Below are 22,143 nucleotides of genomic sequence, written 5' to 3'. Positions count from 1 at the left end.
ACTCCTTTGTAATTCAGATAAAACTACTATAACAAATTTTAAGTGTTTTTACAAGATTAGGCCATGCTTTTATATCAAGAAAGAGGCTGGGACAAAAATTCCCAACCTCGATTTTTTAGCAATATGCCTCTAGATTATTTCAAGTTATTCACAAGTTCTACAAGATTTTCAACTGTAAATCCATACTCTGCTAAAACTTTTGGTGCTGGTGCAGATGCTCCAAAGGTATCAATACCAAGAACTGCTCCATCAAGACCAACGTATTTATACCAGTTTTGAGTTGCTCCCATTTCAACTGCTACACGGCGACGAACTGCATTTGGTAGGATTTCTTCTTTGTATGCGGCATCTTGTGCATCAAATACATCTGTAGATGGCATGCTGACTACGCGAACTTTTCCACCTTGACTTGCCAATTCTTTAGCAGCTGCAACAGCCAGATTAACCTCTGAACCAGTCGCAATCAAAATTGTATCAAAGTCTGCTGCATTTTCATATACAACATAAGCTCCTTTTGCAACTTTAGCAAAGTCTGTTCCTTCTTCAACAGTCAAGTTTTGACGAGTCAAGACAAGAACAGTTGGTGTTTTCTCGCTCTTCACTGCTTGATACCAAGCTGCTTGAGTTTCACGCGCATCTGCTGGGCGGAAAACATTAAGGTTTGGAATCGCACGAAGACCTGCCAGGTGCTCAATCGGTTCATGAGTTGGGCCATCTTCACCAACTGCGATTGAATCGTGGGTGAAGACATAAGTTACAGGAAGACCTTGTAGAGCTGACAATCGAACCGCCGCCTTAAGATAGTCTGAGAATACGAAGAATGTTCCACCATAAACACGAAGTCCACCGTGAAGAGCCATTCCATTCAAGACAGTACCCATAGCAAATTCACGAACACCAAACTGGATGTTGCGATTCAAGCGATTTGCATCATCTTGAAGTCCGTCAGTTTTGATGTAAGTCATATTTGAATGAGCGAGGTCTGCTGATCCACCAAGGAAGGTTGGCAACTTAGCTGCCACAACATTCAAGGCATCTTGGCTTGAGTTACGCGTCGCTTGAGAGAAGCCATTTTCTAAAGCTGGGAAGTCTTCTGGAGTCACCTCAACTGGATCACGTCCTTCGATGATTGCTTCCACTTCTGCAGCCAGTTCTGGGTGAGCTTCTTTATAATCTGCGACTAGTTTTGTCCATGCTTCATAGGCTGATGCGCCACGGTCTGCAACATTTTCTTTGAAATCAGCATAAACTTCTGCTGGGATTTCAAATGGTTCATAGTTCCAACCAAGTGCCTGGCGAGTTGCCGCAGTTTCATCCGCGCCAAGAGGGGCACCGTGTACGGCATTAGTCCCTTGTTTATTTGGAGAACCATAACCAATAACAGTTTTCACTTCGATCAAAGATGGTTTTCCTGAAGCCTTAGCTTCTTCAATAGCAGCATGAATAGCTTCTAAGTCTGTTCCATCTTCTACCAAGGCTGTATGCCAACCATAAGCATTGTAACGATCACGGACACTTTCTGTGAAAGAATCTTTTGTCTCACCATCCAAGTTGATATCATTTGAATCATAAAGAACAACCAACTTGTCAAGCTTTTGCAAGCCTGCATAAGAAGCAGCTTCACTTGAGACACCTTCCATCAAGTCACCATCTCCACAGATAACGTAAGTGTAGTGGTCAAAGATGTTATAACCTTCACGATTGTACTTAGCTGCAAGGAAACGTTCTGCTTGTGCAAAACCTGTCGCAGTCGCAATCCCTTGTCCTAGAGGGCCTGTTGTTGCATCAACCCCTGCTGTATGACCGAATTCTGGGTGACCTGGAGTTTTAGAGCCCCATTGACGGAAGTTCTTCACTTCATCCATACTCACATCTTCAAATCCTGAAAGGTGAAGAAGGGCATAAAGAAGCATTGATCCGTGACCAGCTGAAAGAATGAAACGGTCGCGGTTAATCCAGTTTGGTTGGGCTGGATTGATACGAAGTTCTTTAGTGAATAGACTGTATGCCATCGGTGCAGCTCCCATAACCACCCCTGGGTGACCTGAGTTCGCTTTATTGATAGCGTCAATACCTAGAAAACGAATCGCATTAACAGATAGATTTGACATAGAATTTCCTTTCTCTTTGAGGTGATAGGTCTATCACGCATCTTATTTTACTATTATATGAAAAAATATCTATAATAGCAATAAAACAATTTACTATAAAATGAATCAATCGACTATACTAATTTCTAGTTGCTTGATAGTAAGGTAATAATTTATCAAAAGTTTTGTCTAGTTCATCTAAAAATTTGTCTAGAATTTGTCCGTCTGTCACTGGAACATCTACCTTAACTAAAACCTTTCGGACTTCCTGATGGAATCGTTTTTCTCTTAAAATTTGGCGATTTTCCTCAGTAGCCTCCATCTTTTGACTTTCTCCCTCTGAGTATGATAAATAATAAATCCCTTCTACCACTGGAACTTCTAGGGCCTTGGCCTGTTTATCTAAAGTTCGCTCATCCTTCTTACGTTCAATAAAACTCACTTCTAGTGAAATTCCAAAATCAGAAGGGCTTCCATACAAACGAAGGGCCAACATAGGTTCTGTCACTCTTCCCTCACGCTGCAAATAGGCCCAGAAATGGGGTCGCAAACGTTGGGCTTGATTCATCCACTGACTCGATCTTTGCAGTATCCATTCTGGATGCCTTGCTTGAAAAGCTTTAGCCAGTTCTGTAAAAGCCTTTCTAGCTTCCTGTCCCTTACTCCTCAAATATAGCATTTTCTCAGCATCTTGTCCTGCCTTCTCTGGTTTTTGATACTGTAAACCAGAGTATGCAAGGTAGTCTCTCATTGTATTCAACATAGGCTCAATCTCCCTTGGCTAGCAAAAAATCAGGGATACCCTGATTTTGCTTTGACTATTCTGTATCCACGACAACGTAACGATTTGGCTCATCACCTTCTGAATAACTAGTAACACCTTCCATACGTGAGATGATACGATGGATAATTTTACGTTCGCTACTAGACATTGGATCAGTCACCTGGCTTCGCCCCTCTTCTAGGACACGTGTAGCTAACTTCTGTGCATAGCTTTGCAAGACTTCTGCACGGTGCTCTACATAGTCATTAACATTGATGGTAATATAGAAGGTTCTTGAATAGCGGTTATAAAGATAATTTTGTGCTAAGAGCTGAAGAGATTTCAAGACCTTCCCGTGGTAACCGATAATACGACCTGGTTCATTAGTATCAATTTGCATATTGATAGAACGGCGATTTGAAGTGCTTGAGATTGCTCCCTCAACATCCATATCATCAATAATACCTTGAACATAGTTGGTTACTTCTTCGACCACCTGGTCAATATCATAGGTCGGTTCAATCTTCAAACCTAGATTTTCTAAATCATCATTCTGCTCGACTTCTTCCTGCTCTTTAGATTCTTCTGGCAGCAAATCTTTTAGAATGGCAATATGACCAGTCTCCTCTAAAATTGTACTAGCTTCTTTCTCATTTTTAAGAATTTCGGCCTTGACTTCTTCAGAGATTCCTTGTCCTTCTTCCTCGATTTTTTTGATTGCTTCAACAACATGGCCTAAGTCTACTGTTGCTTCACTAACAGTCTTAACGGGTTCGTTCTTAGCATTAACTTCCTTTGGAACTCCCTTAACTGCTTGCTGATTTGCCTTCACAACAGTTGTCTCACTAATTGCTTCGATATCAACTTGCGCTGGTTTCTTCCCAAAAAGGCCAAAGAAACCTTTTTTCTCCCTTGAGACAACCTTGATATGCGCCTTCATTCTAGGAATCCCCAATTCCTTCAATCCCGTTTGGATTGCTTCCTCAACAGTTGAACCTGTAAATAATACCATTACAAGATTCCTCCTTACTTTTTCTTTTTCTGTGCTTTCTTGAGAGCTTTTCTCTTCTTGATTTCTAAATCCTTCTTAGCCTGTACTCCCGCCTCACGCTCTGCAATAATCTTAAATGGATTGTTGAGCAGATAAGTTTGGAGCACCTGATAAGCATTGGATACCGCCCAGTATAAGGCAACCCCACTTGGTGAATACATGGCAAAGAAGAAAATCATGACTGGCATTGCATACATCATTCCTGTCATAGCACCATTTTTCTCAACCATGGCCTTATTGGATAACCAGGTGCTAAGGAAAGTAAAGATAGCTGCCAGAATAGGCAAAACAAAAGTCGTATCAACACCACCAAGGTTAATCCATAAGAAATGACCCGTTTTTAGAAATTCTACCCTACTCAAAGCTTGGAACAAGGCCAACAAGACTGGCATTTGGATTAAGATTGGCCAAAGAGAAGCTGACTGCTTCACACCATGTTGCTTGAACAACTGACGCATTTCTTGATCCAGCTTGGTACGGCTCTCCATATCCCGTCCCGGATAACGTTCTCGCAACTCCTTAACAAGTGGTTGTACTTCTTGCATCTTTCTAGATGCCACCATTTGTATCTGAAAGACTGGTAAAAGAATGGTTCTGATTAAAAGGGTAAATAAAATAATCCCCAGACCAATACTTGTATCAAATGATAAAAAGCGAATAGTTTCAGCAAAAAAATAAACAAATTTACTCCAAAAACCTGTTGATTCAGCTGTAATCTCACTCGTCGTACCACTAGCCGTGCAGGCGCTCATCACAAATAAAGCAAGCACCATTAAGCTAGTCAACTGTAATTTCTTTTTCACTCCCATTTCCTTCCTGGTAAATCTTTGATAACTTTAATACGTGAAGTAGATTTTTTTCCATTTCCGCGTAGTCTAAGATCTCAACACCTTTTCGAGCAATCACAACAAAATCTACATTTTCAACCAGCTGATTTTTATGTTCAATCAGAATATGTCGAATTCTTCTCTTGATCTGATTCCTCGTGACAGCGTTTCCTAATTTTTTACTGACAGATAGGCCAACTCGAAAATGCTGTTCATTATTTTCTAATCGATAAATAACAAATTTACGATTAGCAAAACTCTCACCTTTTTTAAATATTGCACTAAAATCTTTCTCTTTTTTTACACGAAAGCGTTTTTTCAAAATTCAACTCCATCTATTAAAACTACTACTATTATACCATAATTTTTCAAAAAGCCAATCATAGCAAGGTTTTAGCCCATTTTACAGAATGAAAAAACTAGTTTTATCCTTTAAATCATCTTATTTTTGAACAAATTTGCAAATTTGAACATGCTACGTTCTCTTGAGATAAAACAAAAGTCACCCTTTGGAGTGACTTTTGTAGGAGATTATTATGAAAAAGTTAGGATTTTAATTAAATAAAGTTAGGAGGTCTTTATTTAATAATAGTAGTATACAGGTCTATCCTTAAATCCAACTTAAACAGATTCCACTTCTTTTTAATTTTTAAAACTATGGATTGGAGCCGGGATTTGTCCTCCACGTGCAATAAAATCAACAGATGATGCACCGTTGACCTTCATGACTGGAGCTGTTCCTAAAAGGCCACCAAATTCAATCATATCGCCTTCTTTTCCTTTTGGAATAATACGTACAGCAGTTGTTTTCATGTTGATGACTCCGATAGCAGCTTCATCCGCAATCATTGCCGCAATCGTTTCTGCAGGTGTATCCTCAGGAATGGCAATCATATCCAAACCAACTGAACAGATAGCTGTCATAGCTTCTAATTTTTCCAAATTAAGGGAGCCGTTTTGCACTGCAGCAATCATCCCCTCGTCCTCAGAAACTGGGATAAAAGCACCTGACAAACCACCAACTTGGTTGCAAGCCATAACTCCGCCTTTTTTAACTTGATCGTTCAAGAGAGCCAAGGCAGCAGTCGTTCCATGAGTCCCAACCGTCTCTAGCCCCATTTCTTCAAGAACACGAGCTACAGAATCACCCACTGCTGGAGTTGGAGCTAAACTCAAATCGACAATCCCAAAATCAACTCCGAGGCGCTCACTAGCCATTTGACCAACCAATTGACCAATACGGGTAATCTTGAAAGCTGTTTTTTTAACAGTTTCAGCAACAACATCAAAGCTCTGACCTCGAACCTTTTCCAAGGCACGTTTGACAACACCCGGTCCTGAAACACCTACATTGATGATGACATCTGCTTCACCTACACCATGAAAAGCGCCTGCCATAAACGGATTGTCCTCTACCGCGTTGGCAAATACAACCAATTTAGCCGCCCCCATATCAGATAAAGAAGCTGTTTCCTTGATAATGCGTCCCATATCCGCTACTGCGGTCATATTGATACCCGATTTGGTAGAACCGATATTTACTGATGAACAAACCTTATCTGTTTCTGCTAAGGCACGAGGAATAGAGTTGATGAGGATTTCATCACCTTTTTGATAACCCTTTTGTACCAAGGCTGAAAAACCACCAATGAAGTCAACACCAATTTCTTTCGCAGCTTTATCCAGTGCTTTAGCTAAGACTACATAATCCGTCGCATCGGTAGCAGCACCAATCAAGGAAATTGGAGTTACTGACACACGTTTATTCACAATAGGAATTCCTAACTCAGCCGCAATTTCATCCCCAACAGCAACTAAATTAGCTGCTTTTGTAGTAATTTTTTCATATATTTTTTCTGCAGCACGATTGATATCTGGATCGATACAGTCCAAAAGGGAAATCCCCATGGTAATGGTTCTAATGTCAAAGTTTTGCTCCTCAATCATTGCGATTGTTTCGGTAACTTGTCTAATATCCATAAATACCTCCTAGATATTGTACATAGCATCAAAAATAGCAGCACTTTGAATATTGATTTTGACATTCAAAGTCTGACCAAAAACTTCAAATTCGTTTCTAAGATGAGTAAAATCTTGTTTTTCATCACTAGATACCACAGCCATCATAGTAAAGAATTCGTCTAAGACTGTTTGTGAGATATCATCAATATTTAAGCCTAATTCAGCAATTTTTGTCGCAACACTTGCAACAATTCCAGATTTATCTTTACCAACAACAGTAATAATAGCTTTCATGATTAAACTCCGTTTCTAACACAAAACGATATCCATTTTGGACAAAAATAAAATGAAAAAGGAGGATAGAGTAACTAAATCACTTAATAGTGAACAATTATCCAAGTTGAAATCCTAAAAAAATCTCTTAGTTGATCTTGTACCAGGCTAGTATTTTTTACCAAGTCGCTAGTTTAGAACTTAAAACTGATAATATATTGGCTCATAACCTCTTTATAGAATATTTTTGAAAAAATGAACATTTTCGATTTTCTTTTTCAATAGTATAGCATATTTCTTAATAAAATACTCAAAAACGCCTGCTTACGAAATTGTTCTTAAGTAAAAAACAATTTCGTAAACAAGCGTCTACCTTATCATCTTATGATGAGTGTTCCCGCTAGGACATAAGTCCTAGCGGTAGACCAGAGCTAGACTAAGAGCACAAGACTCCATCATCATAACACTCAACAAAATTGATGATTTTATACTAATTCGATGATCGCCATTGGCGCTGCATCACCACGACGTGGTTCAGTTTTAAGGATACGAGTGTATCCACCGTTACGCTCAGCATAACGAGGTGCGATTTCTGAGAACAATTTTTGAAGTGCTGTAGTAGAAGTGTACTTATCAGTTGCTTCATCATAGTTTTCAGATGCGATTTCATTACGTACGAAAGCAGCTGCTTGACGACGTGCATGCAAATCACCACGTTTACCTAGAGTAATCATTTTTTCAACAGTTTTACGGATTTCTTTAGCACGAGCTTCAGTTGTCACGATTGATTCGTTGATCAAAAGGTCAGTTGTCAAATCGCGAAGCATTGCTTTACGTTGTGAGCTAGTGCGTCCTAGTTTACGGTAAGCCATTTATTCCTCCTTTATTTATCTTTTAATCCAAGACCCAAATCAATGAGTTTGACTTTCACTTCTTCCAAACTCTTGCGTCCAAGATTTCTTACTTTCATCATCTCTGCTTCAGATTTTTCTGTCAAATCATGCACAGTATTGATACCGGCACGTTTTAAACAGTTGTATGAACGCACAGATAAGTCAAGTTCCTCAATCGTACGTTCCAAGATACGGTCGTCCGATTCAGTATCAGCTTCTTTCATCACTTCTGCTGACTTAGCAATCTCTGTAAGATTTGTAAACAAATCAAGGTGCTCTGTCAAGATACGTGCTGAAAGCCCTAAAGCATCTTCTGGAATAATTGTTCCATTAGTCAAGATTTCAAGGGTTAATTTGTCGAAACCATCATTGCTACCTACACGAGCAGGTTCAACTTGATAGTTGACTTTTGTAACTGGTGTATAAATAGAATCTACAGCAAGTGTTCCAACTGGTGCATTATCTTTTTTGTTTTCATCAGCAGGTACATATCCACGACCACTGTTAACAGTCATTGTCGCTTTTAGAGAAGAACCTTCACCGATTGTAAAGAGATAATGATCTGGATTTACAATTTCAATGTCGCTATCTGTCAAGATATCTCCAGCTGTAATTTCAGCAGGACCTTGCACATCTAGTTCAATGATCTTTTCGTCTTTAACGTAAGATTTTACTGCAATACCTTTGATGTTCAGAATGATTTGCATCACGTCTTCGCGAACACCCGGAACTGTATCAAATTCATGCAATACACCTTCGATATTGATAGATGTTACAGCCGCCCCCGGAAGAGAAGCTAGAAGTACACGACGAAGAGAGTTACCAAGTGTTGTACCGTAACCACGTTCAAGCGGTTCGATTACAAACTTGCCATAATCTTTATTTTCATCAATTTTTGTTATATTTGGTTTTTCAAACTCGATCATTTAGTTACTCCCTCTTAAACGAAAAGCAGTGTAAGGTTATGATTATACACGGCGACGTTTTGGAGGACGAGCACCATTGTGTGGCACTGGAGTCACATCACGAATTGCTGTTACTTCAAGACCAGCGGCAGCAAGAGCACGAATAGCTGACTCACGACCAGAACCTGGACCTTTAACAGTAACTTCAACTGACTTAAGACCGTGTTCTTGTGCAGATTTAGCAGCAGCTTCAGAAGCCATTTGAGCAGCAAATGGTGTAGATTTACGAGAACCTTTGAAACCAAGAGCACCAGCTGATGACCAAGCAATTGCATTACCATGCACATCAGTAATCATAACAATAGTGTTATTAAATGTAGCGTGAATATGAGCAATACCAGATTCGATATTCTTTTTCACACGACGTTTACGTGTTGGTTTAGCCAAGACTTTTACCTCCTATATTATTTTTTCTTACCAGCAATCGCAACAGCTTTACCTTTACGAGTGCGAGCGTTGTTTTTAGTGTTTTGTCCACGGACAGGAAGTCCACGACGGTGACGGATACCACGGTATGAACCGATTTCCATCAAACGTTTGATGTTCAAGTTAACTTCACGACGAAGGTCACCTTCAACTTTAATTGCATCCACTTCACGACGGATAGCATCTTCTTGATCTGGTGTAAGATCGCGAACACGTACATCTTCTGAAATTCCAGCAGCTGCCAAGATTTTCTTAGATGTTGGAAGTCCGATACCGTACACATAAGTCAATGAAATTACTACGCGTTTGTCATTTGGAATGTCAACTCCAGCAATACGAGCCATGTTTTCTCCTTTCTATCTTATCCTTGACGTTGTTTGTGTTTTGGATTTGCTGGGCAAATTACCATAACACGACCATTACGACGAATTACTTTACAGTATTCGCAAATTGGTTTGACCGATGGTCTTACTTTCATTTCTTATCCCTCCAAGTTTTTCGATTATTTAAAGCGGTAAGTGATACGTCCACGTGTCAAGTCATATGGACTCATTTCGACAGTAACACGATCTCCCGCTAAAATACGAATATAGTTTTTACGAATTTTACCAGAAACTGTTGCTAAAATCTGATGTCCATTTTCAAGTTCAACCGTAAACATTGCATTCGGCATAGTATCAACTACTTTACCTTCAACTTCAATCACATCGTCTTTTGCCACGCAAAAGTACCTCCATAAATTTCGATTTGATGCCTCTAGACACAGAGACAACAATTATAAGTCAGACTAACTCAGTATAACATTTGTAGAGACATTTTGCAAGCATGAAAAACGCTTTTATTTCAATTTTGTCAATACTTTTTCGATATCTGCAAAGACATCATTGATATCTTGGTTACCTTCGATATCATGTACCAAACCTTTTGCACGATAGTGGGCAATAATTGGTTCACCTTGGGCAATATTAACATCCAAACGACGTTTTACTGTTTCAGGTTTGTCATCTTCACGTTGGTAATAGTCTTCTTCTTTGTAGTCAACTGGTGGGTTGAAAACTTTATGGAAAGTTTCGCCAGTTTCACGGTGAATGATACGACCACTCAAACGCTCCAAAAGACAATCTGGATTTACTTCGATGTTAATAACACCTTCAAGCTCAATCCCTAATTCAGCTAAAGTTTTATCCAAGGCATGAGCTTGCTCAATTGTACGTGGGTATCCGTCCAACAAGAAACCCGTTTCTTTAATGTCATCTTGTGAAAGACGCTCTTTTACGATTCCGTTTGTAACTTCATCTGGAACCAACTCGCCTTTGTCGATATAAGACTTAGCTAAGACACCCATTTCAGTTTGGTTAGCCATTGCTGCACGGAACATATCACCTGTTGAGATATGAGCAACATGAAATTGTTCAACAATTTTTGCTGCCTGTGTACCCTTACCTGCACCAGGTAAGCCCATAATCAAAAGATTCATGATTCAAACTCCTTTTTTGTTTTTAAATAGAAGCAAAAATTCATTTCAACTCCTATTTAAAAACAAAATAGAAGAGAGGAGATAAAAATCTGACAAGGTCTTTGATTTTTAAACTCCACTCTCTGAGCAATAGTGAATTTTCTTTTCTATTACAATTATTCTGTTGTATTCATGAAACCAACATACTTACGTTTCAATAAATAACCTTCCAACTGTTTAATTCCTTCAATACCTGTTGAGATAATGATCAAAAGACTTGTTCCCCCAAAAGCAACGACTTCTGAAAGACCGAATAAATCCTTAGCTACAATAGGTAAAATAGAAATAACACCTAGGAAGAGGGAACCGACTGTTGCGAGACGACGAAGAAGTTTTGACATATACTCTTCTGTCCCTTTACCAGGACGGACACCGTGGATATAAGCACCGCTCTTTTGCAAATTTTCTGCTGCCTTCTCTGGATTAATCTGTACAAATGTATAGAAGAATGTAAAGAGGATAATCAACAGAGCGTACAAAGCGATACCTGTAGGGGCTGTTGTAGATAGCAACTCCTGAGCACTACGTACCCAGGCCCAATCAAGACCAGATGCACTTACAAATTGTAAAATTGCCGCTGGTGCTGCTGTAATTGAGCTAGCAAAGATAACTGGAATAACTCCTGCAGGGTTAATCTTCAATGGAAGATAGGAACTTGACGGTGCTCCTTGTGCTACCTTAGTATACTGAATTGGTATCTTATATTCAGCTTGTTGAACATAAGTTGTAAAGTAAACAATCAATAAGACTGCTACAATTAAGATAGCAACAAAAATGAGGGATGAAGTCAAGCGACTGCTTGGTACATTGACAAAGTAGTCAACATAGATACCCTTGATCATATCAGGAATTGAAGCAACAATCCCCGCAAAGATAATCATGGAAACACCATTTCCATAACCCTTATCAGTAATTTGCTCTCCCAACCAAGTTACAATCATACTACCCGCTGTTAGTATTGCTCCAATCACAAGGAAAACTTGTGGTGTTAAAGGAACAGTCAAAAGTTTGGCTCCAGATAAAGCATTAAAACCAGCAGTAATTCCGATAGATTGCACGAATGCAAGAACAAGGGCAATATATCGCGTTGCCTGATTCAACTTTCTACGACCAACTTCCCCTTGTTTGCCCCACTCTACAAACTTCGGTAATAAATCCATTTGTAAGAGTTGGACAACGATAGAAGCAGTAATGTATGGACTAACACCAAGTGCAAAAACTGAAAAGTTTTTCATGGCATTACCAGACACCAAACTTAACATATTTAGAAAAGATAGACCACTCAAAGCATTCAAGCTATTGGCATTCACCCATGGAACCGTAATGCTAGTCCCGATACGGAAGACAAAGACGATAAAAATTGTAAAAAGAATTTTTGATCGAACTTGCTTGACTTTGAAGGCTTCTCTCAATAATTTAAAAAACATAGGTCACCTCTCTTAGATGACTTCTACTGAACCACCTTTAGCAGTGATAGCTTCTTCAGCTGATTTAGAGAATTTAGCTGCTTTTACAGACAATTTCTTAGTCAACTCACCGTTACCAAGAATTTTGATACCTGATTTTTCAGCTTTAACAATTCCTGATTCGATAAGAACAACTGGAGTTACTTCTGCACCATCTTCAAAGACGTTCAATTGGTCAAGGTTAACAATTGCGTATTCTTTAGCGTTGATGTTAGTGAATCCACGTTTTGGAAGACGACGGAACAATGGAGTTTGTCCACCTTCAAAACCAAGACGTACTCCGCCACCGCTACGAGCTTTTTGACCTTTTTGACCACGACCAGATGTTTTACCGTTACCTGATGAAGTACCACGACCAACACGGTTACGAGTTTTACGAGAACCTTCTGCAGGTTTCAATTCATGAAGTTTCATTATATATTTTCTCCTCTTTTGTAAAATGCTAGCGCCGATAAGAGAGAAAAGGTTGTCTCTCCTATCAACTCGCCTATACGTTTGTCATCAAAGATGACTATATCTAGTTTTAGGGGATGGTATACTGCACATCCCCTAAAATTTAATTAGTTTACTTCTTCAACTGTTACCAAGTGAGATACTGCAGTGATCATACCACGTACTGCTGGGTTATCTTCTTTAATAACAGAGCTGTTCAATTTGCCAAGTCCAAGTGCTACAACAGTTTTACGTTGTGATGGAATGCGTCCGATTGGAGACTTAGTCAAAGTAATTTTAATTTGAGCCATTTTATCCCCTTTCTTATGCCAAATCAGAAACTGAAATACCACGAAGGGCAGCAACTTCTTCAGCGCGTTTCAATTGTTTCAACCCTTCAACAGTTGCGCGAACAATGTTGATTGGAGTATTTGAGCCAAGAGATTTAGATGTAACATCAGCTACACCTGCCAACTCGATAACGGCACGAACAGCACCACCAGCGGCAACTCCAGAACCTTCTACAGCTGGTTTCAACAATACTTTAGCTCCACCGAATTCTGAAATAACTTCGTGTGGGATTGTTGTTCCAACCATAGGAACTTCGATCAAGTTTTTCTTAGCATCTTCTACTGCTTTGCGGATTGCTTCTGGAACTTCTTGAGCTTTACCAGTACCAAATCCTACGCGACCGTTGTGGTCACCAACGACTACAAGAGCTGCAAAACGAAGACGACGTCCACCTTTAACAACTTTAGTAACACGGTTAACAGCAACTACGCGTTCTTCTAATTCAACTGCATTGTCTTTAAATGCCATTTTCTAGTGTCCTCCTATTAGAATTTCAATCCGTTTTCACGAGCTGCATCAGCCAAAGCTTTCACACGTCCGTGATATAGATATCCACCGCGGTCGAACACCACTTCTGAAATACCTTTAGCGTTTGCACGTTCTGCAACGAGTTTACCGACAGCAACGGCTTGTTCAGTTTTTGTTCCTTTTGAAACTTCTTTGTCAAGAGTTGAAGCACTTGCGAGCGTTACACCCGCTACGTCATCAATAACTTGAGCGTAGATGCCTGTATTAGAACGGAATACGTTCAAACGTGGGCGATCAGCAGTTCCAGAGAGTTTTCCGCGAACGCGACGGTGGCGTTTTTGGCGGAGTTTGTTTTTATCTGGTTTAGAAATCACAGTTTTCACCTCTTTAGTTTTAAATCGTGTGCTATGCACAAAGTTGGAAATGATATTGGTGGCTGAAAATCAACCACTCAATATTATTTACCTGTTTTACCTTCTTTAAGACGAACATATTCGCCAACGTAACGGATACCTTTACCTTTGTAAGGTTCTGGTGAACGAAGGCTACGTACGTAAGCAGCTGTTTGACCAACTACTTCTTTTGAAATTCCGCTAACAACGATTGTTGTTGGGTTTGGAAGTTCAAAAGTAATTCCTTCTGGAGCTTCAACTTCGTCTGGATGTGATTTACCAACAGCCAAAACAAGTTTTGATCCTTGAAGTTGTGCACGGTAACCAACCCCACGCATTTCAAGTTGTTTCTTGAATCCTTCTGATACACCAATAACCATGTTGTTCAAAAGAGCACGAGTAGTTCCGTGGATAGTTTTCATTTCTTTTGAATCGTTTGGACGGTGAAGAGTTACTTCAGTACCTTCCACACGAATTTCAATATCTTTTGAGAACTCACGAGTAAGTTCTCCTTTAGGTCCTTTTACAGTTACAACGTTGTCATTGTTAGTGATTTCAACACCAGCAGGCAACACGATAACTTTATTACCAATACGTGACATGTTTTTATTCTCCTGTTAAATTGTCAGGCCAGAACGGCCAGTTTTCACGGGGTTAAATCGATTTCTCGATTTAAAGGAACATTTAGGTTTCAATTTCAAAGTGAATCTAAGCATCGTCTCGCAGGCATAACTTTGGGTTAGGCTAGAGACGATAACGAAGAGTCACAAAGAAATTGGGAGCTAAATATTACCAAACGTAAGCGATAACTTCTCCACCAACGTTCTTTTGGCGTGCTTCTTTATCAGTAAGCAAACCTTCAGAAGTTGAAAGGATAGCAATTCCAAGACCGTTAAGTACTTTTGGAAGGTCTTCACGTTTTTTGTAGACACGAAGTCCTGGTTTAGAAACACGTTTCAAGTTTGTGATAACTTTTTCACCGTTTGGTCCGTATTTAAGGAATACACGGATGATGCCTTGTTTGTCATCTTCGATGATTTCTACGTTCTTAACAAAACCTTCGCGTTTAAGGATTTCTGCAATCCCTTTTTTGATGTTTGATGCAGGTACTTCAAGTACTTCGTGTTTTGCTTGGTTAGCGTTACGAATACGAGTTAGGAAGTCTGCGATTGGGTCAGTCATAACCATTTTATTTTTCTCCTCTTACTAGTAGTTTGCAAGTTGCACTTGCTAGTTAATGATTGAGCTGGGCTCAGATAGTATTGACACATTCAAACAAGATAACTCTCATTTGAACACGAGCTACAACCTGGGCAAAAAAGATAGATTTGTCTTGGAGCATCGCTCCTGCACCAAATCTCCTATTTTTGCTATGGTTGTTACGCTCTTTGTATCATGATATTACCAAGATGCTTTTGTTACACCAGGGATTTGACCTTTATATGCCAATTCACGGAAGCAAACACGGCAAAGTTTAAACTTGCGGTAAACTGAGTGTGGACGTCCACAACGTTCACAGCGAGTGTATGCTTGAGTAGAGAACTTCGCTGGGCGTTTGTTCTTAGCAATCATAGATTTTTTAGCCATTAGTTATACCTCCTATATTATTTTGCAAAAGGCATTCCAAGGCCTGTAAGCAATGCACGTGACTCTTCGTCAGTGTTAGCAGTAGTTACGATAACGATGTCAAGACCACGAGTTTTGTCAACGTCATCAAAGTTGATTTCTGGGAAGATCAATTGTTCTTTCACACCAAGTGTGTAGTTTCCGCGTCCATCAAATGATTTTGTAGGAACACCGTGGAAGTCACGTACACGTGGAAGTGAAACTGAAACCAATTTGTCCAAGAATTCGTACATACGTTCACCACGAAGGGTAACTTTTGCACCGATCGCAACACCTTCACGAAGACGGAAGCCGGCGATTGATTTTTTAGCTTTAGTGATAAGTGGTTTTTGACCTGAGATAAGCGCCAATTCTTCAGCAGCTTTTTCAAGGCTTTTAGCGTTTGATACAGCTTCACCAACACCCATGTTCAAAACGATCTTATCTACTTTAGGCACAGCCATCACTGATGAGTAGTTGAATTGTTCTGTCAAAGCAGGAACTACTTCATTAAGATATTTTTCTTTTAAACGATTTGCCATTATACTTCTCCTTTCCTTCGTGATTAATCAAGCACTTCGCCTGATTTTTTGTTGTAGCGAACTTTTTTACCGTCTACAAATTTGTAACCAACACGACCAGCTACACCGTTTTTGTCCAAAACTTGAACGTTTGATACGTGGATAGCTGCTTCCTTCTCGATGATACCACCTTGAGGAAGTTCGTTAGTTGGACGTTGGTGTTTCTTAACGATGTTAACACCTTCAACGATAACTTTGTTTACTTTTGGAAGGGCAGTAAGGACAACAGCTTCTGTTCCCTTATCTTTACCAGCGATTACGCGAACTTTGTCGCCTTTTTTTACAAACATTTTTTTCTCCTTTTATTCTTACGCCCAATGGGCACCCTGGCTTAGCCAGGGGACTGTGTTTGTTTGTTTTTGCTCTGTGAAAATTAAAGTACTTCTGGAGCAAGTGACACGATCTTCATGAAGCCACCTTCACGCAATTCACGTGCAACTGGGCCAAAGATACGTGTTCCGCGAGGAGTTTTATCTTCACGGATGATAACTGCTGCATTTTCGTCAAATTTGATGTATGAACCATCAGCACGACGAGCACCTGATTTAGTACGAACGATAACTGCTTTAACAACGTCACCTTTTTTAACCGCACCACCAGGAGTAGCTTGTTTTACAGATGCCACAATAACATCACCGATGTTCGCAAATTTACGTTTAGAACCACCAAGAACTTTGATAGTCAAGATTTCGCGTGCACCGCTGTTGTCTGCGACTTTCAAACGAGTTTCAGTTTGAATCATTTCAGTTTTCTCCTTTCAGGTTTGATTAGATGATAACCGCTTCTTCAACGACTTCTACAAGACGGAAACGTTTTGTAGCTGAAAGCGGACGAGTTTCCATGATACGTACGATATCGCCTTCTTTGGCAACATTGTTTTCATCATGTGCTTTGTATTTTTTAGAGTAGTTAATACGTTTACCATAGACTGGGTGGTTACGTTTTGTTTCAACTACAACTGTGATTGTCTTGTCCATTTTGTCAGATACAACACGTCCAACAAGAACTTTACGATTATTGCGTTCCATTGAAATTTCTCCTTCCCTAGTCTATTATTTCGCTTCAGATTGAACTGTTTTGATACGAGCGATTTGTTTTTTAACTTCTTTCAAGCGAGCTGTTTGTTCTAATTGACCAGTAGCAGCTTGGAAACGAAGTTCAAACAATTCTTTTTTCAATTCGTTTTCGCGCTTCGCGAGTTCTTCTTGAGAAAGACCACGAAGTTCTTTAACAAATTCTTTTACTTCATTAAGTTTCATGCCTTCTCCTTATTCTGCTTCACGTTTTACGAATTTACATTTAACTGGCAATTTGTGGCTTGCAAGACGAAGCGCTTCGCGAGCGATCTCTTCAGATACACCAGCAACTTCAAACATTACTTTACCACGTTTAACTGGTGCTACCCAACCTTCAGGCGCCCCTTTACCAGATCCCATACGAACCCCGATAGCTTTAGCTGTGTATGATTTGTGTGGGAAGATTTTAATCCAAACTTTACCACCACGTTTCATGTAACGAGTCATGGCGATACGAGCAGCTTCGATTTGGCGGTTAGTGATCCAATGGCTAGTTGTAGCTTGAAGACCGTATTCACCGAATGCTACTTCTTTTCCACCTTTAGCTTCACCGCGCATTTTACCACGGAATTCACGACGGTGTTTAACACGTTTAGGTACTAACATTGGTTATTTACCTCCTTTAGTGTTTTTACGAGCTGGAAGAACTTCACCACGGTAGATCCATACTTTAACACCAAGTTTACCGTATGTAGTGTCTGCTTCTTCCCAAGCGTAATCGATATCTGCACGAAGTGTGTGAAGTGGAACAGTTCCTTCAGAGTATCCTTCAGCACGGGCGATATCTGCACCGTTCAAACGACCTGATACTTGAGTTTTGATTCCTTTAGCTCCAGCACGCATAGCACGTTGGATTGCTTGTTTTTGTGCACGACGGAAAGCAACACGTTGCTCCAATTGACGAGCAATTCCTTCACCAACAAGGTGAGCATCCAAATCAGGTTGTTTGATTTCGATGATGTTGATGTGTACTTGTTTTCCAGTCAATTTGTTAAGTTTAGCACGGAGTGCATCAACGTTAGCACCACCTTTACCGATAACCATACCTGGTTTAGCAGTGTGAAGTGAAACGTTAACTTTGTTTACTGCGCGTTCAATTTCAATAGTTGAAACAGCTGCGTCAGCAAGTTCTTTTTGAACGAATTTACGGATTGCAAGATCTTCATGAAGGTAATCCGCGTATTCTTTTTCAGCATACCATTTGGCATCCCAATCACGGATGATGCCGACACGCATACCAATTGGATGTACTTTTTGACCCACGATTTTACCTCCTTATTTTTCTGCAACAGCTACAGTGATGTGAGCTGTACGTTTGTTGATTGGTGAAGCTGAACCTTTCGCACGTGGACGGAAACGTTTCATAGTTGGTCCTTCGTTTGCGAATGCTTCAGATACTACCAAGTTAGCTTTATCCAAACCAAAGTTGTTTTCAGCGTTAGCTACAGCTGAGTTCAAAACTTTCAAGATGATTTCAGCAGCTTTGTTTGGAGTGAATGTCAAAATTGCGATTGCATCGGCTACGCTTTTACCACGGATGTTGTCAAGAACAAGACGTGATTTACGAGGTGAAACACGTACTGTGCGAGCCATTGCTTTAGCTGAAGTAATTTCTGCCATTTATGTTCTCCTTATTTTCTACGTGTCTTCTTGTCGTCTGCGGCGTGACCTTTGTAAGTACGAGTTGGTGCAAATTCACCAAGTTTGTGACCTACCATGTCTTCTTGGATGTAAACAGGTACGTGTTTACGTCCATCATAAACTGCGATAGTGTAACCAATGAAACTTGGGAAGATCGTTGAACGACGTGACCAAGTTTTGATAACTTTTTTCTTTTCGTCGTTAGCTTGAGCTTCAACTTTTTTCATCAAATGCTCATCGACGAAAGGTCCTTTTTTAAGACTGCGTCCCATTTTTATATTTTCTCCTTTAAATTTTGTACCACAGCGGCTTGCGCTCACAAGGAGCGCTACCGAGCTGGCGGAATTTCCTAGTTGCTTAAGCGACTAGTTTTAAATTATTTCTCGTTGCGACGACGAACGATAAGTTTGTCAGATTTCGCTTTCTTGTTACGAGTTTTAAGACCAAGAGCAGGTTTGCCCCATGGAGTAGATGGGGCTTTACGACCAACTGGTGCTTTACCTTCACCACCACCGTGTGGGTGATCGTTAGGGTTCATTACAGAACCACGAACTGTTGGGCGGATACCTTTCCAACGGCTACGTCCTGCTTTACCAAGGTTTACAAGTCCATGTTGTTCGTTTCCGACAACACCAACTGTAGCACGACAAGTTCCAAGAATCATACGAACTTCGCCTGATTGAAGACGAACAAGAACGTATTTACCTTCTTGTCCCAATACTTGAGCAGAAGCTCCAGCAGCACGAACCAATTCACCACCACGGCCTGGTTTCAACTCAATGTTGTGGACCAAAGTACCAACTGGGATGTTAGCAAGTGGAAGAGCGTTACCTACTTTGATATCTGCTTCAGGACCTGAAACGATACGTTGACCAACTTCAAGACCTTTTGGAGCGATGATGTATGCTTTCACACCGTCAGTGTAGTGTACAAGAGCGATGTTTGCAGAACGGTTTGGATCGTACTCGATAGTTTTAACAACTGCTTCAACGTTATCTTTGTTACGTTTAAAGTCAACCAAACGGTAGAAACGTTTGTGTCCACCACCTTGGTGACGAACTGTGATACGACCGTTGTTGTTACGACCAGCCTTGTTCTTCAAAGCAACAAGCAAAGTTTTTTCAGGTGTGCTTGTTGTGATTTCAGCGAAATCCAAAGAAGTCATATTACGGCGACCGTTTGTTGTTGGTTTATAAACACGAATTCCCACGATATTTCCTCCTTAGATTATTCAGCTTCAGCAGCAAACAACTCGATTGCTTTTGAATCAGCTGTAAGTGTGATGATAGCTTTTTTAGTTTTGTTAGTAAAACCAGTGTAACGTCCAACACGTTTAGCTTTAGGTTTTACGTTGATTGTGTTAACATTTGCAACTTTAACACCTTCGAAAGCAGCTTCAACAGCTTGCTTGATCAAAAGTTTGTGCGCACGAGTGTCAACTTCAAATACATATTTGCCTGCTTCAAGTTGAGCCATTGAGTTTTCAGTGATAACAGGTTTTTTGATAACATCATACAAATTCATTATGCAAGAACCTCCTCGATTTTAGAGATAGCTGCTTGAGTAACAAGAAGTTTGTCACTATTTGCGATGTCAAGAACACTTGCAGTTGTAGCAGTCGCAACTTTCACGTTTGGAAGGTTACGAGCTGAAAGAGCTGCGAATTCGTTTCCTTCTTCAAGAATAACAAGGACTTTAGAATCGATGCTCAAAGCTGCAAGAACTTTTGCAAATTCAGCAGTTTTTGGAGCTGTAAATTCAAGAGAATCAACGGCTACAAATTTGTTTTCAGCAACTTTTTCTGAGTAAACAGATTTTAGTGCAAGGCGACGAACTTTTTGAGGAAGTTTGTACGCATAGCTACGTGGAGTTGGTCCGAAGACGATTCCACCACCACGCCATTGTGGAGAGCGGATAGAACCTTGACGAGCACGTCCAGTTCCTTTTTGACGCCATGGTTTGCGTCCGCCACCTGAAACGGCTGAACGGTTTTTAATAGCGTGAGTTCCTTGACGAAGGCTAGCACGTTGGCTGATGATGACATCAAACACAACAGATTGGTTTGGTTCGATACCAAAGATTGCATCGTTAAGAACAACTTCGCCCGCTTGTTTACCAGTTTGGTCGAATAATGTTACATTTGCCATTTTGACTGTATTCCCCTTTCCTTATTATTTACCAGCTTTAACTGCTGATTTGATAGTGATAAGAGATTTCTTAGCACCTGGTACGTTACCTTTGATAAGGATAACGTTCTTTTCTGGAACAACTTGTACAACTTCAAGGTTTTGAATTGTTACACGGTCGCCACCCATACGTCCTGCAAGGTTTTTACCTTTGAATACGCGGTTAGGTGCAACAGGTCCCATAGAACCTGGACGACGGTGGTAACGAGAACCGTGAGCCATAGGTCCACGTGATTGTCCGTGGCGTTTGATAACACCTTGGAAACCTTTACCTTTAGAAGTACCAGTTACGTCAACAACATCTCCAGCTGCGAAAGTTTCAACTGTGATTTCAGCACCAACTTCCAAGCCTTCAACGTTTTTGAATTCACGAATGAAGCGCTTAGGAGCCGTGTTAGCTTTTGCTACATGTCCTTTAGCAGGTTTGTTGCTCAATACTTCGCGTTTGTCATCGAAACCAACTTGGATAGCGTTGTATCCGTCTGTTTCAACAGTTTTAACTTGAAGAACAACGTTTGGAGTTGCTTCAATAACTGTTACAGGGATCAATTCGCCAGCTTCAGTGAAGATTTGAGTCATTCCCACTTTTTTCCCTAAGATTCCTTTTGTCATGAGAAAATAGTTCCTTTTCTATATTTTTTATTCAAAAAGTTTTTAACGAGCGTTTTTTATGCTCAAGTTATCAAGCTTTAAATTAAAGTTTGATTTCTACGTTTACACCACTTGGAAGATCCAATTTCATCAAAGCGTCAACTGTTTTTTGAGTTGGGTTAACGATATCGATCAAACGTTTGTGTGTACGCATTTCAAATTGTTCGCGAGAGTCTTTGTATTTGTGAGTCGCACGAATGATTGTGTAGAGGCTACGCTCAGTTGGAAGTGGGATTGGACCCGCAACTTGTGCACCTGTACGAGTAGCTGATTCTACGATTTTTGCAGCCGCTGTGTCAAGCGTACGGTGTTCGTAAGCTTTCAAACGGATACGGATTTTTTTGTTTGCCATCTTTTTCTCCTTTTCGTCTATTTAAGATAATAGGCTAGCTCCACAAGAAAACCGACGCGCGTTGCGTGGCAATGCAACCGAGCGTGTCGCAACCTCTTGCATCAAAGCTAAAGCTGTAATTTACAGCACCATAATAGAATAACACAAAGCCCCTGCGATTGCAAGGGATTTGACAG

General features: G+C 40.2%; 36 protein-coding genes. All 36 read right to left on the bottom strand.

The window, feature by feature from the left end:
* Positions 1 to 134: 134 nt before the first annotated feature.
* A complete protein-coding gene (gene tkt, locus ADM33_RS09875; RefSeq protein WP_049504888.1) occupies positions 135 to 2,111 on the bottom strand; it encodes a transketolase in 1,977 nt (658 codons plus the stop codon).
* Positions 2,112 to 2,229: 118 nt separating this feature from the next.
* Positions 2,230 to 2,853, bottom strand: coding sequence for a hypothetical protein (locus ADM33_RS09870; RefSeq protein ID WP_049504886.1), 624 nt, complete (start codon positions 2,851 to 2,853; stop codon positions 2,230 to 2,232).
* A gap of 55 nt (positions 2,854 to 2,908) precedes the next feature.
* Complete coding sequence (gene jag / locus ADM33_RS09865; protein WP_049504883.1) at positions 2,909 to 3,865, bottom strand: RNA-binding cell elongation regulator Jag/EloR; 957 nt, start codon at positions 3,863 to 3,865, stop codon at positions 2,909 to 2,911.
* Between the two features lie 14 nt (positions 3,866 to 3,879).
* Positions 3,880 to 4,707 carry a YidC/Oxa1 family membrane protein insertase gene (locus ADM33_RS09860; protein ID WP_000728106.1) on the bottom strand — a complete coding sequence of 276 codons (828 nt, stop codon included), beginning with the start codon at positions 4,705 to 4,707 and terminating at the stop codon, positions 3,880 to 3,882.
* Positions 4,682 to 5,053, bottom strand: a complete 372-nt coding sequence (gene rnpA, locus ADM33_RS09855) for a ribonuclease P protein component (RefSeq protein WP_045762469.1) — start codon at positions 5,051 to 5,053, stop codon at positions 4,682 to 4,684. Before rnpA ends, ADM33_RS09860 begins: the two co-directional genes overlap by 26 nt.
* A gap of 320 nt (positions 5,054 to 5,373) precedes the next feature.
* Positions 5,374 to 6,711 (bottom strand): PFL family protein, encoded by a 1,338-nt coding sequence (locus ADM33_RS09850; RefSeq protein ID WP_049504880.1) that lies wholly within the window; start codon positions 6,709 to 6,711, stop codon positions 5,374 to 5,376.
* Between the two features lie 9 nt (positions 6,712 to 6,720).
* On the bottom strand, positions 6,721 to 6,987 hold the full coding sequence (locus ADM33_RS09845; protein ID WP_049504879.1) for an ACT domain-containing protein: 267 nt from the start codon (positions 6,985 to 6,987) through the stop codon (positions 6,721 to 6,723).
* A gap of 464 nt (positions 6,988 to 7,451) precedes the next feature.
* Positions 7,452 to 7,838 (bottom strand): 50S ribosomal protein L17, encoded by a 387-nt coding sequence (gene rplQ, locus ADM33_RS09840; protein ID WP_000331493.1) that lies wholly within the window; start codon positions 7,836 to 7,838, stop codon positions 7,452 to 7,454.
* Between the two features lie 11 nt (positions 7,839 to 7,849).
* A complete protein-coding gene (locus ADM33_RS09835) occupies positions 7,850 to 8,785 on the bottom strand; it encodes a DNA-directed RNA polymerase subunit alpha (protein ID WP_000568996.1) in 936 nt (311 codons plus the stop codon).
* Positions 8,786 to 8,827: 42 nt separating this feature from the next.
* Positions 8,828 to 9,211, bottom strand: coding sequence for a 30S ribosomal protein S11 (gene rpsK / locus ADM33_RS09830; RefSeq protein ID WP_001118385.1), 384 nt, complete (start codon positions 9,209 to 9,211; stop codon positions 8,828 to 8,830).
* Between the two features lie 17 nt (positions 9,212 to 9,228).
* Entirely contained in the window at positions 9,229 to 9,594 is a 366-nt protein-coding gene (gene rpsM, locus ADM33_RS09825; protein ID WP_000090783.1) for a 30S ribosomal protein S13, read from the bottom strand.
* 17 nt (positions 9,595 to 9,611) lie between these two features.
* Positions 9,612 to 9,728 carry a 50S ribosomal protein L36 gene (gene rpmJ / locus ADM33_RS09820; protein ID WP_001808836.1) on the bottom strand — a complete coding sequence of 39 codons (117 nt, stop codon included), beginning with the start codon at positions 9,726 to 9,728 and terminating at the stop codon, positions 9,612 to 9,614.
* 24 nt (positions 9,729 to 9,752) lie between these two features.
* Positions 9,753 to 9,971, bottom strand: coding sequence for a translation initiation factor IF-1 (gene infA / locus ADM33_RS09815; RefSeq protein ID WP_001029883.1), 219 nt, complete (start codon positions 9,969 to 9,971; stop codon positions 9,753 to 9,755).
* Between the two features lie 117 nt (positions 9,972 to 10,088).
* The gene (locus ADM33_RS09810; RefSeq protein ID WP_001050432.1) at positions 10,089 to 10,727 is read right to left on the bottom strand and encodes an adenylate kinase; all 639 of its coding nucleotides are present in this window, start codon (positions 10,725 to 10,727) and stop codon (positions 10,089 to 10,091) included.
* A 155-nt stretch (positions 10,728 to 10,882) separates the two neighbouring features.
* Complete coding sequence (secY, locus tag ADM33_RS09805; RefSeq protein WP_000465391.1) at positions 10,883 to 12,193, bottom strand: preprotein translocase subunit SecY; 1,311 nt, start codon at positions 12,191 to 12,193, stop codon at positions 10,883 to 10,885.
* A 12-nt stretch (positions 12,194 to 12,205) separates the two neighbouring features.
* Entirely contained in the window at positions 12,206 to 12,646 is a 441-nt protein-coding gene (gene rplO, locus ADM33_RS09800; protein ID WP_000766079.1) for a 50S ribosomal protein L15, read from the bottom strand.
* A 146-nt stretch (positions 12,647 to 12,792) separates the two neighbouring features.
* Positions 12,793 to 12,975 (bottom strand): 50S ribosomal protein L30, encoded by a 183-nt coding sequence (rpmD, locus tag ADM33_RS09795; protein WP_000057243.1) that lies wholly within the window; start codon positions 12,973 to 12,975, stop codon positions 12,793 to 12,795.
* A gap of 13 nt (positions 12,976 to 12,988) precedes the next feature.
* Entirely contained in the window at positions 12,989 to 13,483 is a 495-nt protein-coding gene (rpsE, locus tag ADM33_RS09790) for a 30S ribosomal protein S5 (RefSeq protein WP_000874203.1), read from the bottom strand.
* A 17-nt stretch (positions 13,484 to 13,500) separates the two neighbouring features.
* Positions 13,501 to 13,857: a 50S ribosomal protein L18 gene (rplR, locus tag ADM33_RS09785; protein WP_000624044.1), complete on the bottom strand. Its 357-nt coding sequence runs from the start codon at positions 13,855 to 13,857 to the stop codon at positions 13,501 to 13,503.
* A gap of 83 nt (positions 13,858 to 13,940) precedes the next feature.
* On the bottom strand, positions 13,941 to 14,477 hold the full coding sequence (gene rplF, locus ADM33_RS09780; RefSeq protein ID WP_000086625.1) for a 50S ribosomal protein L6: 537 nt from the start codon (positions 14,475 to 14,477) through the stop codon (positions 13,941 to 13,943).
* A gap of 187 nt (positions 14,478 to 14,664) precedes the next feature.
* On the bottom strand, positions 14,665 to 15,063 hold the full coding sequence (rpsH, locus tag ADM33_RS09775; RefSeq protein ID WP_000245504.1) for a 30S ribosomal protein S8: 399 nt from the start codon (positions 15,061 to 15,063) through the stop codon (positions 14,665 to 14,667).
* 213 nt (positions 15,064 to 15,276) lie between these two features.
* The gene (locus ADM33_RS09770; RefSeq protein WP_001085699.1) at positions 15,277 to 15,462 is read right to left on the bottom strand and encodes a type Z 30S ribosomal protein S14; all 186 of its coding nucleotides are present in this window, start codon (positions 15,460 to 15,462) and stop codon (positions 15,277 to 15,279) included.
* Positions 15,463 to 15,479: 17 nt separating this feature from the next.
* Positions 15,480 to 16,022 carry a 50S ribosomal protein L5 gene (gene rplE / locus ADM33_RS09765; RefSeq protein ID WP_000013542.1) on the bottom strand — a complete coding sequence of 181 codons (543 nt, stop codon included), beginning with the start codon at positions 16,020 to 16,022 and terminating at the stop codon, positions 15,480 to 15,482.
* Positions 16,023 to 16,045: 23 nt separating this feature from the next.
* Positions 16,046 to 16,351, bottom strand: a complete 306-nt coding sequence (gene rplX, locus ADM33_RS09760) for a 50S ribosomal protein L24 (protein WP_000497691.1) — start codon at positions 16,349 to 16,351, stop codon at positions 16,046 to 16,048.
* Between the two features lie 83 nt (positions 16,352 to 16,434).
* Positions 16,435 to 16,803: a 50S ribosomal protein L14 gene (gene rplN / locus ADM33_RS09755; protein ID WP_000616548.1), complete on the bottom strand. Its 369-nt coding sequence runs from the start codon at positions 16,801 to 16,803 to the stop codon at positions 16,435 to 16,437.
* Between the two features lie 25 nt (positions 16,804 to 16,828).
* Positions 16,829 to 17,089: a 30S ribosomal protein S17 gene (gene rpsQ, locus ADM33_RS09750; protein WP_000440801.1), complete on the bottom strand. Its 261-nt coding sequence runs from the start codon at positions 17,087 to 17,089 to the stop codon at positions 16,829 to 16,831.
* A gap of 24 nt (positions 17,090 to 17,113) precedes the next feature.
* A complete protein-coding gene (rpmC, locus tag ADM33_RS09745; protein WP_000772918.1) occupies positions 17,114 to 17,320 on the bottom strand; it encodes a 50S ribosomal protein L29 in 207 nt (68 codons plus the stop codon).
* 9 nt (positions 17,321 to 17,329) lie between these two features.
* Positions 17,330 to 17,743: a 50S ribosomal protein L16 gene (gene rplP / locus ADM33_RS09740; RefSeq protein ID WP_000960948.1), complete on the bottom strand. Its 414-nt coding sequence runs from the start codon at positions 17,741 to 17,743 to the stop codon at positions 17,330 to 17,332.
* 3 nt (positions 17,744 to 17,746) lie between these two features.
* Complete coding sequence (rpsC, locus tag ADM33_RS09735; RefSeq protein ID WP_000529936.1) at positions 17,747 to 18,400, bottom strand: 30S ribosomal protein S3; 654 nt, start codon at positions 18,398 to 18,400, stop codon at positions 17,747 to 17,749.
* A 12-nt stretch (positions 18,401 to 18,412) separates the two neighbouring features.
* Positions 18,413 to 18,757 carry a 50S ribosomal protein L22 gene (rplV, locus tag ADM33_RS09730; RefSeq protein ID WP_000818137.1) on the bottom strand — a complete coding sequence of 115 codons (345 nt, stop codon included), beginning with the start codon at positions 18,755 to 18,757 and terminating at the stop codon, positions 18,413 to 18,415.
* Between the two features lie 11 nt (positions 18,758 to 18,768).
* On the bottom strand, positions 18,769 to 19,050 hold the full coding sequence (gene rpsS / locus ADM33_RS09725; protein ID WP_000533766.1) for a 30S ribosomal protein S19: 282 nt from the start codon (positions 19,048 to 19,050) through the stop codon (positions 18,769 to 18,771).
* 104 nt (positions 19,051 to 19,154) lie between these two features.
* Positions 19,155 to 19,988, bottom strand: coding sequence for a 50S ribosomal protein L2 (gene rplB, locus ADM33_RS09720; RefSeq protein ID WP_000512914.1), 834 nt, complete (start codon positions 19,986 to 19,988; stop codon positions 19,155 to 19,157).
* 17 nt (positions 19,989 to 20,005) lie between these two features.
* Complete coding sequence (locus ADM33_RS09715) at positions 20,006 to 20,302, bottom strand: 50S ribosomal protein L23 (RefSeq protein WP_001055345.1); 297 nt, start codon at positions 20,300 to 20,302, stop codon at positions 20,006 to 20,008.
* A complete protein-coding gene (gene rplD / locus ADM33_RS09710; protein ID WP_049504871.1) occupies positions 20,302 to 20,925 on the bottom strand; it encodes a 50S ribosomal protein L4 in 624 nt (207 codons plus the stop codon). Before rplD ends, ADM33_RS09715 begins: the two co-directional genes overlap by 1 nt.
* Positions 20,926 to 20,949: 24 nt before the next feature.
* Positions 20,950 to 21,576, bottom strand: a complete 627-nt coding sequence (rplC, locus tag ADM33_RS09705; protein WP_000160197.1) for a 50S ribosomal protein L3 — start codon at positions 21,574 to 21,576, stop codon at positions 20,950 to 20,952.
* 82 nt (positions 21,577 to 21,658) lie between these two features.
* Positions 21,659 to 21,967 carry a 30S ribosomal protein S10 gene (gene rpsJ, locus ADM33_RS09700; RefSeq protein ID WP_001284513.1) on the bottom strand — a complete coding sequence of 103 codons (309 nt, stop codon included), beginning with the start codon at positions 21,965 to 21,967 and terminating at the stop codon, positions 21,659 to 21,661.
* Positions 21,968 to 22,143 lie beyond the last annotated feature (176 nt).

It is taken from the genome of Streptococcus oralis (assembly GCF_001075875.1).
Lineage (GTDB): Bacteria > Bacillota > Bacilli > Lactobacillales > Streptococcaceae > Streptococcus > Streptococcus oralis_I.
Note: the sequence above shows the minus strand (reverse complement) of the source record. Positions and strands in the feature narration are given on the sequence as shown.